Genomic DNA, 13,131 nt, shown 5'->3' on the forward strand with positions numbered 1-13,131 from the left:
CGGGACGGACGGCACGCCGTCCCGGATCCCCGGACGGCAGCCGACCGTCTGGTGGCTGCACAGAGGACCTCTTCGCTGCTGTTCGAGCGCTTTTGGGTCTTTCTGTCGCTATGGGAAGCAGCTGAAACCTATGGGCGGCCCACAACAGAACTAGTATCGGTTGGACCAAGATCGGATAACGGCCGTCCCAAACGACGAGGCCCCCGCGCCAGAGGGCGGCGGGGGCCTGCTGATCCAGCCGGGACTACCAGCGGTGGTGGACCTGCGGACGGATGAGCTCGTCGTAGACGGAGCGGACGGCGTCCTGGGTGGCCGCGTCGAGCGGCGGCAGCGCCGCGGCGGCGGCGTTGGCGGCGGCCTGGGCGGGGTTGCGGGCGCCGGGGATCACCACCGAGACGCCCTCCTGGTCGAGGATCCAGCGCAGTGCGAACTGGGCCGTCGTCGCGCCCTCCGGCACCAGCGGGACCAGGCGGCGGACCGCTTCAAGGCCGGTGGCGAAGTCGACGCCCGAGAACGTCTCGCCCACGTCGAACGCCTCGCCGTTGCGGTTGTAGGCCCGGTGGTCGTCGGCGGCGAACGTCGTGTGCTCGTCGTACTTGCCCGACAGCAAGCCGCTGGCCAGCGGGACGCGCGCGATGATGCCCACCCCGGCGGCGCGGGCGGCCGGGAGCACCTGCTCCAGCGGCTTGAGGCGGAACGCGTTGAGGATGATCTGCACGCTCGCCACGCCCGGGCGGGCGATCGCGGTGAGGGCCTCCTCGCAGGTCTCGACGCTGACGCCGTACGCGGCGATCTTCTTCTCCGACACCAGGGTGTCGAGGGCGTCGTAGACGGCGTCGGTCGAGTAGACCGGCGTGGGCGGGCAGTGCAGCTGGACGAGGTCGAGGGTGTCGACGTCGAGGTTGCGGCGGGAACGCTCGTTCCAGGCGCGGAAGTTGGACATCACGTAGTTGGACGGGATCTGCTCCAGCCTGCGTCCCATCTTGGTGGCCACGGTCAGCCCCGGGTGACGCTTGACGAAGCGGCCGACGATCTGCTCGCTGCGCCCGTCGCCGTAGACGTCGGCGGTGTCGATGAAGGTGACGCCCGCCTCCACCGCCGCCTCCAGTGTGGCGACGGCGTCGTCCTCCGTCACCTGGCCCCAGTCGGCGCCGAGCTGCCAGGCTCCGAGCCCGATCACGCTGACCTCGCGCCCGGTACGTCCCAACACGCGATGTTCCATGGTGTAAACCTTTCTGAAATGCGGGAACGCCAGAGCACCAGTGTCCAGGACGGAGGGACGTGCTCCGCGCCGGGGTGCCGGGTGCGGGACGAGATGGCACGGTAAGCGGCCAGTACGCTGAGGCTCATGATTCGTCCAGCCACGCCCGCCGACGTGCCCGAGATCCTGAACATGGTCCACGAGCTCGCCGCCTACGAGAAGGCCGCCCACGAGGTCCGGGTGACCGAGGAACAGCTCCGCGACACGCTCTTCCGCGACCACCCCGCCGCCTTCGCCCACGTCGCCGAGCAGGACGGCGAGACCGTCGGGTTCGCGCTGTGGTTCCTCACGTACTCGACCTGGCGCGGCGTGCACGGCGTCTACCTGGAGGACCTGTACGTACGCCCGCAGCACCGTGGCGGGGGTCACGGGTTCGCGCTGATGCGGCGGCTCGGGGAGATCTGCGCGGAACGCGGCTACCAGCGGCTGGAGTGGTCGGTGCTCGACTGGAACGAGCCGTCGATCCGCTTCTACGAGAAGCTGGGCGCGGTCAACCAGGACGACTGGCTGAGGTACCGGCTGACCGACGAGCCCCTGCGGCGCCTGGCCGGCCGCCGCGACTGAGGCATCAGAACACAGCGCAGAACACGGTCACGCGGGCCACGCACGAAGACGTGACCCGCGTGGCCGCGGACGGTTCAGATGCCGGCGGGCGTGGTGGCGCGCCTCGTCTGGGACTCGTCGAACATCCCCATCTCGCCCTCTTCGAGGTCGCGGTGGGTCTCCTCCATCCGCAGGGCGATCCCCATCGCCATGAAGGTGGGCGCCCACTCGCCGATGAAGATGCCCCAGCGGTCGGCCCGGTCGATGCCGGCCTGCTCGGCCTGCTTGGACATGACCCAGCTCGCGAACGACAGGCCGATCGAGGCGACGCTGGCCATGTACATATGGCTCGACCGGATGCCCATCTGATGAAGTTTCTTGATCATATTCCCCCCCTTGCTCTGTCCGTGTTACCCGAGAGCAGGTGGACTAACCGATCATTTCCAGCGTGTTTCCTGCGTGACGGTTGTGCGGCCATTGTTACCGCGGTGAATCACTCGTAACTCCCGCACGGACACGCACGGTCAGCGTGCGTAACGAGCGCTTCCTACTTTGGGTCCACCGGACAGCCGAGCTAGGGAGAGGTCGATGGCGCGCTGGACCACCGAATGGCACCCCGACGACCCGGTCTTCTGGGACAGCACAGGCAGGCGCGTCGCCCGCCGCAACCTCGTCGTCTCGATCGTGGCCGAGCACCTCGGCTTCACCGTGTGGACGCTGTGGAGCGTCGTGGCGACCAAGATGGGGTCGCACGAGTTCTCCACCGACCAGCTCTTCTGGCTAGTCGCGCTGCCGAACCTCGTCGGGTCGGTGCTGCGGGTGCCGTACACGTTCGGGCCTGCGCGGTTCGGCGGGCGCAACTTCACCGTGGTGAGCGCGCTGCTGCTGCTCGTGCCGGCCGTGCTGCTCGGGGTGGCCGTCGGCGACCCTGACACGCCGTACTGGATGTTCCTCGTGATCGCGGCGCTGGCCGGGGTCGGCGGCGGGAACTTCGCCTCCAGCATGGCGAACATCACCTACTTCTACCCCCGCCACAAGCAGGGCGTGGCGCTGGGGCTGAACGCGGCGGGCGGCAACATCGGCGTCAGCTCCGTCCAGCTCGTCATGCCGCTCGTGATCGGCTCCTTCGGGCTGGCCGCCGCCGGGTGGTTCTGGATCCCGTTCATCGTGGTGGCCGCCGCGTGCTCCTGGCTGTTCATGGACAACCTCACGAGCGCCAAGGCCGACCCCCGGCAGCAGCTCGCCGTGGCGGGCAAGGCCCAGACCTGGATCATGTCGTTGCTGTACATCGGCACGTTCGGCTCGTTCATCGGCTACTCGACGGCGTTCCCGCTGCTCAGCCAGAGCCTCTTCCCCGCGGCGCCGCACGCCGCCGTCGCCTTCGCAGGACCGCTGCTCGGGTCGCTGGTCCGGCCGGTCGGCGGCTGGCTGGCCGACAGGTTCGGCGGCGCGCCCGTCACGTTGTGGAACTTCGCCGTGATGGGCGGCGGTGTGCTGCTGGTCTGGCGGGCCGGCGCATCGGGCGACTTCTGGCTGTTCTTCCTCGCCTTCCAGGTGCTCTTCCTCGCCTCCGGCGTCGGCAACGGGTCGACGTACCGCATGATCCCCGCGATCTTCCAGGCCAGTGCGGTCGCCGAGCGCGGCGAGAGCGAGGAGGCGCTGCTGTACGGCAGGCAGCAGGCGTCGGCCGCCATCGGGATCGTCTCGGCCGTCGGAGCGGTCGGCGGGTTCCTCATCAACCGGGCGTTCGGCATGTCGTTCGCCGCCTCAGGCACCCCCGTACCGGCCTTCCTCGCCTTCGGCGTCTTCTACGCGGCCTGCTTCGCCGTCACCTGGTGGTGCTACGTCCGCAAGGTCAGCGTCGTGGCGGGCCTCGCCCATGCCCGGGTCTGAAGCGGAGGAGCCCATGGCGGTGAAGACGCACTGTCCGTACTGCGCTCTGCAGTGCGGCATGGAGATCGGCGCCGGCCTCGCGATCACGCCGAGGACCGACGTCCCGGCCAACGCCTCTGGCGCGCTGTGCCAGAAGGGGTGGACGGCAGGGGAGCTGCTCACCAACGGAACCCGGCTCACCACCCCGCTCCTGCACGGCGAGGCCGTCGCCTGGGACGTCGCACTCGACTACGTGGCCGACCGGCTGTCCGCCATCCGCGCGGAGCACGGCCCGGACGCCGTGGCGGTGTTCGGCGGCGGCGGCCTCACGAACGAGAAGGCGTACGCGCTCGGCAAGTTCGCCAGGGTCGCGCTCGGCACCAGCCAGATCGACTACAACGGCCGGTTCTGCATGTCCTCGGCCGCGGCCGCCTCGATCAGGGCGTTCGGGATGGACCGCGGCATGCCGTTCCCGGTCACCGACCTGGCGGAGGCCGACGTCGTGCTGCTGGCCGGCGGGAACGTCGCCGAGACCATGCCGCCGTTCGTCCGTCACCTGGAGGACGCGCGGCTCATCGTCATCGACCCCCGCCGCACCCAGACGGCCAGGCGGGCCTGGCTGCACCTGCAGCCCACCCCCGGCACCGACCTCGCCCTCGCGCTCGGCCTGCTGCACCTCGCCATCGCCGACGACCTGGTGGACGAGGAGTACGTCGCCGCCAGGACCACCGGCTTCGACGACGTCCGCACGTCGGCGAGCGCCTGGTGGCCAGAACGGGTCGAGCGGGTCACCGGGGTGCCCGTCCACCGGATGCGGCAGGCGGTCAGGGCGCTGGCCGCCGCGGGCAACGCCTACGTCCTCACCGGGCGCGGGGCCGAGCAGCACGCCAAGGGCACCGACACGGTCACCGCCTTCATCAACCTGGCCCTCGCGCTCGGCCTGCCCGGGACGCAGGGCTCCGGGTACGGCTGCCTCACCGGCCAGGGCAACGGGCAGGGCGGACGCGAGCACGGACAGAAGGCCGACCAGCTCCCCGGCTACCGCAAGATCGACGACCCGGCGGCGCGCGAGCACGTGGCGGGCGTCTGGGGGATCCCGGCCGACGACCTGCCGGGGCCCGGGCGGTCGGCGTACGAGCTGCTCGACGCCCTCGGCCGGCCGGACGGGCCGCGCGCGCTGCTGCTGTTCGGGTCGAACCCCATCGTCTCGGCCCCCGACTCGGAACGGGTGGCCGCCCGCATCGGCGACCTCGACCTGCTGGTCGCCTGCGACATCGTCATGTCGGAGACCGCCGTCCTGGCCGACGTGGTCCTCCCCGTCACCCAGTGGGCCGAGGAGACCGGCACGATGACGAACCTCGAGGGCCGCGTCCTGCTGCGCCGCCGGGCCGTCGCACCGCCGCCGCAGGTCCGCAGCGACCTGGACGTCATCGCCGGGCTGGCCGCTCGCCTCGGCCACCGCTTCGCCTCCGACCCGGCCGAGGTGTTCGACGAGCTGCGCCGCGCCAGCGCGGGCGGCCCGGCCGACTACTCCGGCATCACGTACGAGCGCATCGCGGCCGGGCCCGGCGTGTTCTGGCCGTGCCCGCAGGACGGACACCCCGGCACGCCGCGCCCGTTCCTCGACGCGTTCGCCACGCCCGACGGCCGTGCCAGGTTCGTTGCGGTGCAGCACCGGCCCCCGGCCGAGGAGCCCGACGACGACTACCCGGTCTACCTGAGCACCGGCCGGGTGCTCGCGCAGTACCAGAGCGGCGCGCAGACCCGCAGGATCGCGCCGCTCGTCGAGGCCGCCCCGGAGCCGTACGTGGAGCTCCACCCCGACCTGGCCGCACGGCTCGACATCGCCCCGGGCGACGTCGTGCGGGTCAGCAGCAGGAGGGGCGAGACCAAGGTCGTGGCCAGGATCAGCGACTCGATCAGGCGCGACACCGTGTTCATGCCCTTCCACTGGGAGGGCGCCAACCGGCTCACCAACCCGGCGCTCGACCCCACGTCGCGGATGCCGGAGTTCAAGGTCTGCGCGGTCAGGGTGGAGAGGATCTCATGAGACTCGTCGTCGTGGGCAACGGGATGGCCGGGTCGCGGCTGGTCAGCGAGGTGCGGGCGCGTGACCCGCAGATGCGGATCACCGTGTTCGGCGCCGAGACGCGCCGGCCGTACAACCGGGTGCTGCTGTCGAACGTGCTGGCCGGCAGTTCCCGCCCCGAGCAGGTACGCCTCCTCGACGCCGCCTGGTACGACGCGCACCGCGTCACCGCCGTCTTCGGCAGCACGGTCACCCACGTCGACCGCGAGACGCGGCACGTCGTCACCGCGGACGGGCGGCGCGAGCCGTACGACCTGCTGGTGCTGGCCACCGGCAGCGACGCGATCGTGCCGCCGATCCCCGGCGTCGAGCGGGCCATCCCGTTCCGCACGCTCGACGACTGCGAGCGCATCGTCCAGGCCGCCGCGAGCGCACGGCGGGCGGTGGTCGTCGGCGGCGGGCTGCTCGGCGTCGAGGCCGCCCGCGGCCTGGCCGGACGCGGCCTGCCCGTCACGCTGCTGCACCTGGCCGACCACCTGATGGAACGCCAGCTCGACGTCGAGGCGGGCGAGCTGCTCGGCGAGACGCTGGCCGGCCTGGGCGTCGAGACCCGCACCGGAGTGACCGCCTCCCGCGTGGACGACGACGGCGTCCGGCTCGCCGACGGCGAGCTGGTCGAGGCCGACCTCGTGGTGCTGGCCTGCGGCGTGCGGCCGGTCACCGGCCTCGCCGCCGAGGCGGGGCTGGAGGTGCGCCGCGGCGTCGTCGTGGACGACGAGCTGCGTACCGACGACCCGTCGATCTTCGCCGTCGGCGAGTGCGCCGAGCACGACGGCACCGTGTACGGCCTCGTCGCGCCCGCCTGGGAGCAGGCCGCCGTGGCGGCCGACGTCATCACCGGCGGCAAGGCGCTCTACCGCGGCTCCAGGACGGTCACCCGGCTCAAGGCGAGGAGCGTTGAGCTGGCCGCGATGGGCGAGACGCAGCTCGGCGAGGAGCACGCCGAGGTGGTGCGTTTCAGCCACCGCGCCCGCGGCACCTACCGCAAGCTCGTCATCCGCGACGGACGCCTGGTCGGCGTGATCCTGCTGGGCGAGAGCGACGCCGTGGGCACACTCACCCAGCTGTTCGACCGCGGGGCGCCCGTGCCGGGTGACCCGGCGGGCCTGCTGTTTCCCGGATCGGCGCAGGCACCCGCCGCAGGGAGCCCCACGCTGATGCCGGACGCGGCCACCGTCTGCCTGTGCAACAACGTCACCAAGGGCCAGATCAGGGCGTGCTGGGAGGCGGGCGCGAACGACGTCGCCGGGGTGGCCGCCGCCACGAGGGCGACGACCGGCTGCGGCACCTGCCGCGACGCGGTGGAGGGCATCGTCGGCTGGCTGTGCTCGCAGGAAGGGATCCAGGAAGGGGCTTCGGTATGAGCAGGATCGTCGTCGTGGGTCACGGGCCGGCGGCCCACCGGTTCGTCGAGCGGCTCACCGGCAACGGCTTCGCCGGGAGCGTCACCGTCATCGGGGAGGAGCCGCGCCCGGCCTACGACCGGGTGGCGCTGACGTCGTACCTGTCGGGGGTCAGCGCTGACGAGCTCACGTACGCGGTGCCGGAGGGCGTCGTGACGCGGACGGCCACCCGCGTCACGGCCGTCGACCGGCAGGCCAGGCACGTCGTCACCGCCGACGGCGGCCGCACGCCGTACGACGTGCTCGTGCTCGCCACCGGCTCGGCCCCGTTCGTGCCGCCGGTGCCCGGCGCCGAGCACGCCTTCGTCTACCGCACCATCGAGGACCTCGACGCGATCCGTACGGCGGCCAAGGACGCGGTGGCGGGCGTCGTGGTCGGCGGCGGGCTGCTCGGCCTTGAGGCCGCCGACGCGCTGCGGGCGCTCGGCCTGAAGACGCACATCGTCGAGATGAGCCCCTGGCTGATGCCCCGCCAGGTGGACGAGGGCGGCGGCTCGGTGTTGAAGGGGCACATCGAGCGCCTCGGGCTCGGCGTGCACGCCGGCTCGGGCGTCCAGGAGATCGTCACCGGCTCGGACGGCCGGGTCGCCGGGGTGCGCACGCCGGACGGCACGCTGCTGGAGGCCCAGGTCGTGGTGTTCTCGGCGGGCGTCAGGCCGCGGGACGAGCTGGCCAGGTCATGCGGCCTGGAGGTCGGCGCGCGGGGCGGCGTCGTGGTCGACTCCGCGATGCGCACCTCCGACCCGTCGATCTACGCCATCGGCGAGTGCGCGCTCGCCGGCGGCACGGTGTACGGGCTCGTCGGGCCGTGCAACACGATGGCCGAGGTGGCGGCCGACCGCGTCACGGGCGGCTCGGCGACGTTCGAGGGCGCCGACCTGTCCACGAAGCTCAAGCTGCTCGGCGTCGAGGTGGCGCAGTTCGGGGCCATGGACGGGGCGCTCGACGTCACCTACATGGACCCGGTGGCCGGCGTCTACAAGAAGCTGTTCGTCAGCGACGACGCCAGGACTCTGCTCGGCGGCATCTGCGTCGGCGACGCCTCGCCGTACGCGACGCTGCGGCCGTTCGTGGGCAAGGAGCTGCCGGCCGCCCCCGCCGACCTGCTGTTCAGCGGCGCGGGCGCCGCGCTCGACCTGCCCGACGAGGCGCAGGTCTGCTCGTGCAACAACGTGTGCGCGGGCGACATCCGCACCGCCATCGCCGAGCAGGGCGTCACCGACGTGCCCGGCGTCAAGGCGTGCACCCGCGCCGGCACCACCTGCGGCAGCTGTGTGCCGATGCTCAAGCAGCTGCTGGAGAAGTCGGGGGTCGAGCTCAGCAAGGCGCTGTGCGAGCACTTCGCGTACTCGCGCGCGGAGCTGTTCGACATCGTACGGGTGCGCGGCGTCACGACGTTCTCTGAGCTGGTGTCCGCCCACGGGCAGGGACGCGGGTGCGACATCTGCAAGCCGGCCGTGGCCTCGATCCTGGCCTCGCTGCACAACGGGCACGTGCTCGAGGGCGAACGCGCCGCCCTCCAGGACACCAACGACGCGTTCCTCGCCAACATCCAGAAGAACGGCACGTACTCGGTCGTCCCGCGGATCCCCGGCGGCGAGATCACGCCCGAGAAGCTCATCGTGATCGGTGAGGTGGCCCGCGACTTCGGCCTCTACACGAAGATCACCGGCGGGCAGCGCATCGACCTGTTCGGCGCCCGCGTCGAGCAGCTCCCTGAGATCTGGCGGCGGCTGGTCGACGCCGGGTTCGAGTCGGGCCACGCGTACGGCAAGGCGCTGCGCACCGTGAAGTCGTGCGTCGGCTCCACCTGGTGCCGCTACGGCGTGCAGGACTCCGTCGGCCTCGCCATCGCGCTGGAGCTGCGCTACCGCGGCCTGCGCTCGCCGCACAAGCTCAAGTCGGCGGTCTCCGGCTGCGCCCGCGAGTGCGCCGAGGCCCGCTCGAAGGACTTCGGCGTCATCGCCACCGAGCAGGGCTGGAACCTGTACGTCGGCGGCAACGGCGGCTTCACCCCGCGCCACGCCGACCTGCTCGCCACCGACCTGAGCACGGACGAGCTGCTGCGGACCATCGACCGCTTCCTGATGTTCTACATCCGCACCGCCGACCGGCTGCAACGGACGGCCGCCTGGCTGGAGTCGCTGGACGGCGGCCTCGACTACCTGCGAGAGGTGATCATGGAGGACTCGCTCGGCATCTGCGCCGACCTCGACGCGCAGATGGAGCAGCACGTCGCCACTTACGCGGACGAGTGGCGGGCCACGCTGGACGACCCGGGGAAGCTCAGCAGGTTCGTGAGCTTCGTCAACGCGCCGGGGATGCCCGACCCGTCGATCGTGTTCGCCAGCGAGCGCGGCCAGATCAGGCCGGTGATGGCCCGATGAGCTGGACCCCGATCTGCGCCTACGACGCGCTGCTGCCCGAGCGGGGTGTGTGCGCCCTCGTGGGCGGCGAGCAGGTCGCCGTCTTCCGCACCTACGACGGCGATCTGTACGCTCTGGACAACCTCGACCCCTTCAGCGGCGCGTACGTGCTCTCGCGCGGCATCGTCGGCACCAGGAAAGGGGAGCCGACGGTCGCCTCGCCGCTGCACAAGCAGGTGTTCTCGCTGGTCACCGGGCGTTGCCTGGACGAGGAGGGGGTGTCGGTGCCCGTCCACGCCGTCCGGGTGAACGGGGCGCGCGTGGAGGTGAGCCTGCGGCAGCGGGCCGGGGTAGGCGCCCTGGCGGGTCACGTCTAGCGGGTCACGTCTGGCGGATCACGTCTAGCGGGTCTCGTCGGGCGGGTAGACGTGCGGGCTGCGGTGGGTGACGGGTAGCACGCAACGCCGTCCCGATTCGACGCTCTCGCAGCGTTCGGCGTCCTCGCGGTTGGGGAGTGGTTCGGCATTCTGCTGGAGTCGCGGCACTGGATGGACGGTATAGGCACACCGGTGATCACCGGTCGCGATTCCGCAACGATCACAGCTCTTAACGGTCTCTCATGTATCAGCGAGCCGTGACGTTGAGTAGTGGGGAGTAAAGGCGTTGTGCGAAGTGCCTAAACCGGGCATTCGCCCCGGACGGGCGCGGGCATCAAGCGCGCATGAGCAAGCACTCTCAAGCCAGGACACTCCTGCTGGCCGCGATCTTTCCCGCCCTCCTCGTCACCGGTTGCTCCTCGGGGACCACTCAGGCGATGCAGGGTGCGGCGAGCCCGGCGCCGCCCATGGAATCGCCTGACATGTCCCCTTCGGACATGTCCCCCACCCAAGGCACCCCCACCGGCGGCGCCGAGGCCCGTTCGGTCGTCCAGAACTTCTTCGACGCCCTGAAGAGCGGCAACGTCGACAAGATCATCGAGAGCTTCAGCCGCGACGCGATCGTCGCCTGGGACGGCCAGGCCACGGCGGAGGGCACGGAAGCCATCCGCACGCTGTTCAAGGACCAGGTGAAGGACGCCGACAAGCAGGGCTCGCACGCCATCGACGAGGCGCGTGCGGCCGGCCCGGAGAACGCGATCGTCCGCGCGACCAGCAAGCAGGGCGAGGAGACCATGCGCGAGCTGTTCGTGCTGGCCCGCGAGGGCAACCAGTGGAAGATCTCGGAGTTGATGACCAACAAGACGTCCTGAGCTCGGGAGTCCGTCGCGGGACGTGCCCGCTTCGGACGGCCGGGGGCCGTCCCGTCCCGACGGGTGGAGGCGGAAGGCGAGCCGGCCTTCCGCCTCTTCGCCGGGCCGGTCGCGAGGAGAGTCGTCCCCCCATGGCGTGAATGAGAGGGACAGGCATGCGGTTGAGCGCGCGCAACAAGATTCCGGCTCGGGTGGTGGGCATCACCAAGGGCGAGGCGACGGCCAACGTCGAGCTGGACGCGGGCGGGGTGCGGCTGGTGGCGTCGATCACGGTGGAGGCGGCCGACGAACTCGCCCTGCGGGAGGGCAGCGAGGTGCTCGCCATGGTCAAGGCCTCCGACGTCATGCTGGGCCTCGAAACCTGACCGACGCCGCCACCCCGACGGAGAACACCGCCACCACCAGAGGCCGGCTGTCTCGGAGCAGGGGCGTTGCCGGTGACCCACCCCCCGAAAAAGGACGTAGGTGGGGTGTCGAGGGTGTCAGAGGTGGCGTTCTTGTTGGTCGAGGATGGCGATGGAGACGGCGACCGCGCGGGACGGGTCGCCGTCCTCGATCGCCTGGAGGAGCTCCTCGTGTGAGGTGTCGGGGTGGAGGGCCGCCTCCTCCTGGTCCCTGACGCTGTCGCGCAGGGCGTCGCTCATGCTGCGGTAGAGATCGCCGAGCAGGGCGTTGTGCGCGGCGCTCGCCACACTCAGGTGGAACGCCACGTCGGCGTCGGCGAACCCGTCGAGGTCGCCCGCCCGCCCGGCGGCGTCCCTGCGGGCGAGGTGGTCGCGGAGCGCGGTCAGGTCGTCGTCGGTGCGCCGGCTCGCCGCCAGCCGGGCCGCGACGAGGTCGAGGCCGCGGCGTACGTCGATGATGTCCATGGCGGCGGCCGTGTCGAGCCGGCGCCGCAGGGCCACCTGGGACTCGTCGGTCGCGGTCACGTAGGTGCCGTCGCCCTGCCGGGTGTGCAGCAGCCCCGCGTGGGCGAGGACGCGCACCGCCTCGCGTACGGACAGCCGGCTCATGCCGAGGCTCTCGGCCAGCTGGTTCTCGGACGGGATCTTCGTCCCGACCGGCCACGCCCCTTCGGCGATCTCTCGGCGGAGCTCCTGGATGGCGGAGTCCACGAGCGAGGTCCGGGCGACGTTCCGCATGCACTCACCCCTCATCGAGTAGTTCCACCCTACGAACCGCGGGCCTGCGGCGCGATCAGGAGCACAGCTCCGTGGCAAGACGCTCGATCGTCTCACGTCCTTCCAGCGGGCGCAGCCAGGGTGCGGGCAGGGCGGCGGCGCCGTGCCAGGCGCCCAGCAGGTTGCCGCAGACCGAGCCGGTCGAGTCGCTGTCGCCTGAGTGGTTGACCGACAGCAGCAGCGCCCGCTCCACGTCGGGCTCGGCCAGGGCGCAGTAGACCCCGATGGCCAGCGCCTCCTCGGCGATCCACGCGCCGCCCAGCGACTCCACCCGTTCCGCCGACGGCGTCCCGCTCGCGGCCAGCTCGAGGGCCGCGTCCAGCGCCGCCGTGGTCTCCTCGTGCGCGGGGCGGGCGGCGAGCAGGTCCATCGAGCGGCGGACGGACGGCTCCAGCGCCTCGCCGCTCATGAGGTACGCGACGATGGCCGCGAACGCTCCGGCGGCCAGGTAGCCGGTGGGGTGCCCGTGGGTGATCTGGGCGCACGCCGCCGACAGCTCGAACGCCTCCTCGGGGCCGGGCACCAGGGGCGAGTACGCGACGAGCCCGAACGGCGCCGAGCGCATCACCGTGCCGCAGCCCTTGGAGGCGGGGTTGACCGGGCCGGGCCGGCCCAGCGGCGAAGGGCCGGGGAAGGGGGTGCGCACGCCCGACAGGCAAGCGTTGCCGGGGGCGCGCCGGGAGTACAGCCAGCCCTCCTCACGCAGCCACCCGGTGCGGTGGGAGCGGTCCGGCGGCGGGGGAGCGCGGTGGTGCTGGGTGTCGTCCCACCGCAGGTAAGCCGCCCGCACGGCCCGCACCGCCGCCGCGTACCCCTCGAACCCACCGCCAGGTCCTTGTGGGACAGCACCTGGCTCTTGGGGTTCATGAAATCGGGGAGCGGGGGGCGTGGTGCGGAAGGCCGCGAGGGCTTCTGCGGTGAAGAGGGTCATCTGGGTGTCGTCCGTGACGAGGCCCTTTGCTCCGCGCCATGTCGCGACATATCCCTGAATACTGCCGCGATGTTCGCGAAGAATGTCCGCTAATGACTGGAATTCGATCGGAGCCCCGAGCGCGTCGCCGATCGCACCGCCCAGCAGGCAGCCGCGGACCCGTTCCTGAACGTCCATACTTCGATCTTGCCAGCTTCTGGTGCTTCTGGAAGATTTGCGTGTAATTTGATCAGAAG

13 protein-coding genes are annotated in these 13,131 nt (G+C 71.4%); 8 read left to right on the forward strand and 5 right to left on the reverse strand.

Features of this window, described 5'->3' with window-relative positions:
* Positions 1 to 244: 244 nt before the first annotated feature.
* Positions 245 to 1,222, reverse strand: a complete 978-nt coding sequence (locus BLR04_RS20115; RefSeq protein ID WP_090767387.1) for an aldo/keto reductase — start codon at positions 1,220 to 1,222, stop codon at positions 245 to 247.
* Positions 1,223 to 1,348: 126 nt separating this feature from the next.
* Between BLR04_RS20115 and BLR04_RS20120 the strand changes: the two genes are divergently transcribed.
* Positions 1,349 to 1,825, forward strand: coding sequence for a GNAT family N-acetyltransferase (locus tag BLR04_RS20120; protein ID WP_090767390.1), 477 nt, complete (start codon positions 1,349 to 1,351; stop codon positions 1,823 to 1,825).
* A gap of 74 nt (positions 1,826 to 1,899) precedes the next feature.
* Here the strand turns inward: BLR04_RS20120 and BLR04_RS20125 are convergent, their stop codons facing one another.
* Complete coding sequence (locus BLR04_RS20125; RefSeq protein WP_090767393.1) at positions 1,900 to 2,190, reverse strand: hypothetical protein; 291 nt, start codon at positions 2,188 to 2,190, stop codon at positions 1,900 to 1,902.
* 202 nt (positions 2,191 to 2,392) lie between these two features.
* Here BLR04_RS20125 and BLR04_RS20130 point away from each other — a divergent pair, with 202 nt between their 5' ends.
* From BLR04_RS20130 to nirD, 5 genes are read left to right on the forward strand one after another with little or no spacing between them, the layout of a single operon-like run.
* Positions 2,393 to 3,697: an MFS transporter gene (locus tag BLR04_RS20130; protein WP_090767396.1), complete on the forward strand. Its 1,305-nt coding sequence runs from the start codon at positions 2,393 to 2,395 to the stop codon at positions 3,695 to 3,697.
* Between the two features lie 13 nt (positions 3,698 to 3,710).
* Positions 3,711 to 5,726 carry a molybdopterin oxidoreductase family protein gene (locus BLR04_RS20135; protein ID WP_090767399.1) on the forward strand — a complete coding sequence of 672 codons (2,016 nt, stop codon included), beginning with the start codon at positions 3,711 to 3,713 and terminating at the stop codon, positions 5,724 to 5,726.
* On the forward strand, positions 5,723 to 7,129 hold the full coding sequence (locus tag BLR04_RS20140) for an FAD-dependent oxidoreductase (RefSeq protein WP_090767402.1): 1,407 nt from the start codon (positions 5,723 to 5,725) through the stop codon (positions 7,127 to 7,129). The genes BLR04_RS20135 and BLR04_RS20140 overlap by 4 nt, the downstream gene beginning before the upstream one ends.
* The gene (nirB, locus tag BLR04_RS20145) at positions 7,126 to 9,555 is read left to right on the forward strand and encodes a nitrite reductase large subunit NirB (protein ID WP_090767405.1); all 2,430 of its coding nucleotides are present in this window, start codon (positions 7,126 to 7,128) and stop codon (positions 9,553 to 9,555) included. Before BLR04_RS20140 ends, nirB begins: the two co-directional genes overlap by 4 nt.
* Positions 9,552 to 9,911, forward strand: coding sequence for a nitrite reductase small subunit NirD (gene nirD, locus BLR04_RS20150; RefSeq protein WP_090767408.1), 360 nt, complete (start codon positions 9,552 to 9,554; stop codon positions 9,909 to 9,911). Before nirB ends, nirD begins: the two co-directional genes overlap by 4 nt.
* A 24-nt stretch (positions 9,912 to 9,935) precedes the next feature.
* Here the strand turns inward: nirD and BLR04_RS40775 are convergent, their stop codons facing one another.
* Positions 9,936 to 10,079, reverse strand: a complete 144-nt coding sequence (locus tag BLR04_RS40775; RefSeq protein WP_176903189.1) for a hypothetical protein — start codon at positions 10,077 to 10,079, stop codon at positions 9,936 to 9,938.
* Between the two features lie 329 nt (positions 10,080 to 10,408).
* Between BLR04_RS40775 and BLR04_RS20155 the strand changes: the two genes are divergently transcribed.
* Together BLR04_RS20155 and BLR04_RS20160 are read left to right on the forward strand one after the other, a co-directional pair.
* Positions 10,409 to 10,783 (forward strand): YybH family protein, encoded by a 375-nt coding sequence (locus BLR04_RS20155; RefSeq protein ID WP_176903190.1) that lies wholly within the window; start codon positions 10,409 to 10,411, stop codon positions 10,781 to 10,783.
* 155 nt (positions 10,784 to 10,938) lie between these two features.
* A complete protein-coding gene (locus BLR04_RS20160; protein ID WP_090767413.1) occupies positions 10,939 to 11,148 on the forward strand; it encodes a TOBE domain-containing protein in 210 nt (69 codons plus the stop codon).
* 117 nt (positions 11,149 to 11,265) lie between these two features.
* On the opposite strand, the gene BLR04_RS20165 is transcribed toward BLR04_RS20160, so the two are convergent.
* Positions 11,266 to 11,925, reverse strand: coding sequence for a FadR/GntR family transcriptional regulator (locus tag BLR04_RS20165; RefSeq protein ID WP_090767416.1), 660 nt, complete (start codon positions 11,923 to 11,925; stop codon positions 11,266 to 11,268).
* 55 nt (positions 11,926 to 11,980) lie between these two features.
* The gene (locus tag BLR04_RS20170; protein ID WP_090767419.1) at positions 11,981 to 13,072 is read right to left on the reverse strand and encodes an ADP-ribosylglycohydrolase family protein; all 1,092 of its coding nucleotides are present in this window, start codon (positions 13,070 to 13,072) and stop codon (positions 11,981 to 11,983) included.
* Positions 13,073 to 13,131: the final 59 nt, after the last annotated feature.

It is taken from the genome of Nonomuraea maritima (assembly GCF_900100395.1).
In the GTDB taxonomy this organism is placed as follows: domain Bacteria; phylum Actinomycetota; class Actinomycetes; order Streptosporangiales; family Streptosporangiaceae; genus Nonomuraea; species Nonomuraea maritima.

Excerpts from the sequence above, each read along its gene's own strand:
- BLR04_RS20115 (WP_090767387.1), bottom strand. The coding sequence starts at position 1,222 with ATGGAACATCGCGTGTTGGGACGTACCGGGCGCGAGGTCAGCGTGATC.
- BLR04_RS20120 (WP_090767390.1), top strand. The coding sequence starts at position 1,349 with ATGATTCGTCCAGCCACGCCCGCCGACGTGCCCGAGATCCTGAACATG.
- BLR04_RS20125 (WP_090767393.1), bottom strand. The coding sequence starts at position 2,190 with ATGATCAAGAAACTTCATCAGATGGGCATCCGGTCGAGCCATATGTAC.
- BLR04_RS20130 (WP_090767396.1), top strand. The coding sequence starts at position 2,393 with ATGGCGCGCTGGACCACCGAATGGCACCCCGACGACCCGGTCTTCTGG.
- BLR04_RS20135 (WP_090767399.1), top strand. The coding sequence starts at position 3,711 with ATGGCGGTGAAGACGCACTGTCCGTACTGCGCTCTGCAGTGCGGCATG.
- BLR04_RS20140 (WP_090767402.1), top strand. The coding sequence starts at position 5,723 with ATGAGACTCGTCGTCGTGGGCAACGGGATGGCCGGGTCGCGGCTGGTC.
- nirB (WP_090767405.1), top strand. The coding sequence starts at position 7,126 with ATGAGCAGGATCGTCGTCGTGGGTCACGGGCCGGCGGCCCACCGGTTC.
- nirD (WP_090767408.1), top strand. The coding sequence starts at position 9,552 with ATGAGCTGGACCCCGATCTGCGCCTACGACGCGCTGCTGCCCGAGCGG.
- BLR04_RS20155 (WP_176903190.1), top strand. The coding sequence starts at position 10,409 with ATGTCCCCCACCCAAGGCACCCCCACCGGCGGCGCCGAGGCCCGTTCG.
- BLR04_RS20160 (WP_090767413.1), top strand. The coding sequence starts at position 10,939 with ATGCGGTTGAGCGCGCGCAACAAGATTCCGGCTCGGGTGGTGGGCATC.
- BLR04_RS20165 (WP_090767416.1), bottom strand. The coding sequence starts at position 11,925 with ATGCGGAACGTCGCCCGGACCTCGCTCGTGGACTCCGCCATCCAGGAG.
- BLR04_RS20170 (WP_090767419.1), bottom strand. The coding sequence starts at position 13,072 with ATGGACGTTCAGGAACGGGTCCGCGGCTGCCTGCTGGGCGGTGCGATC.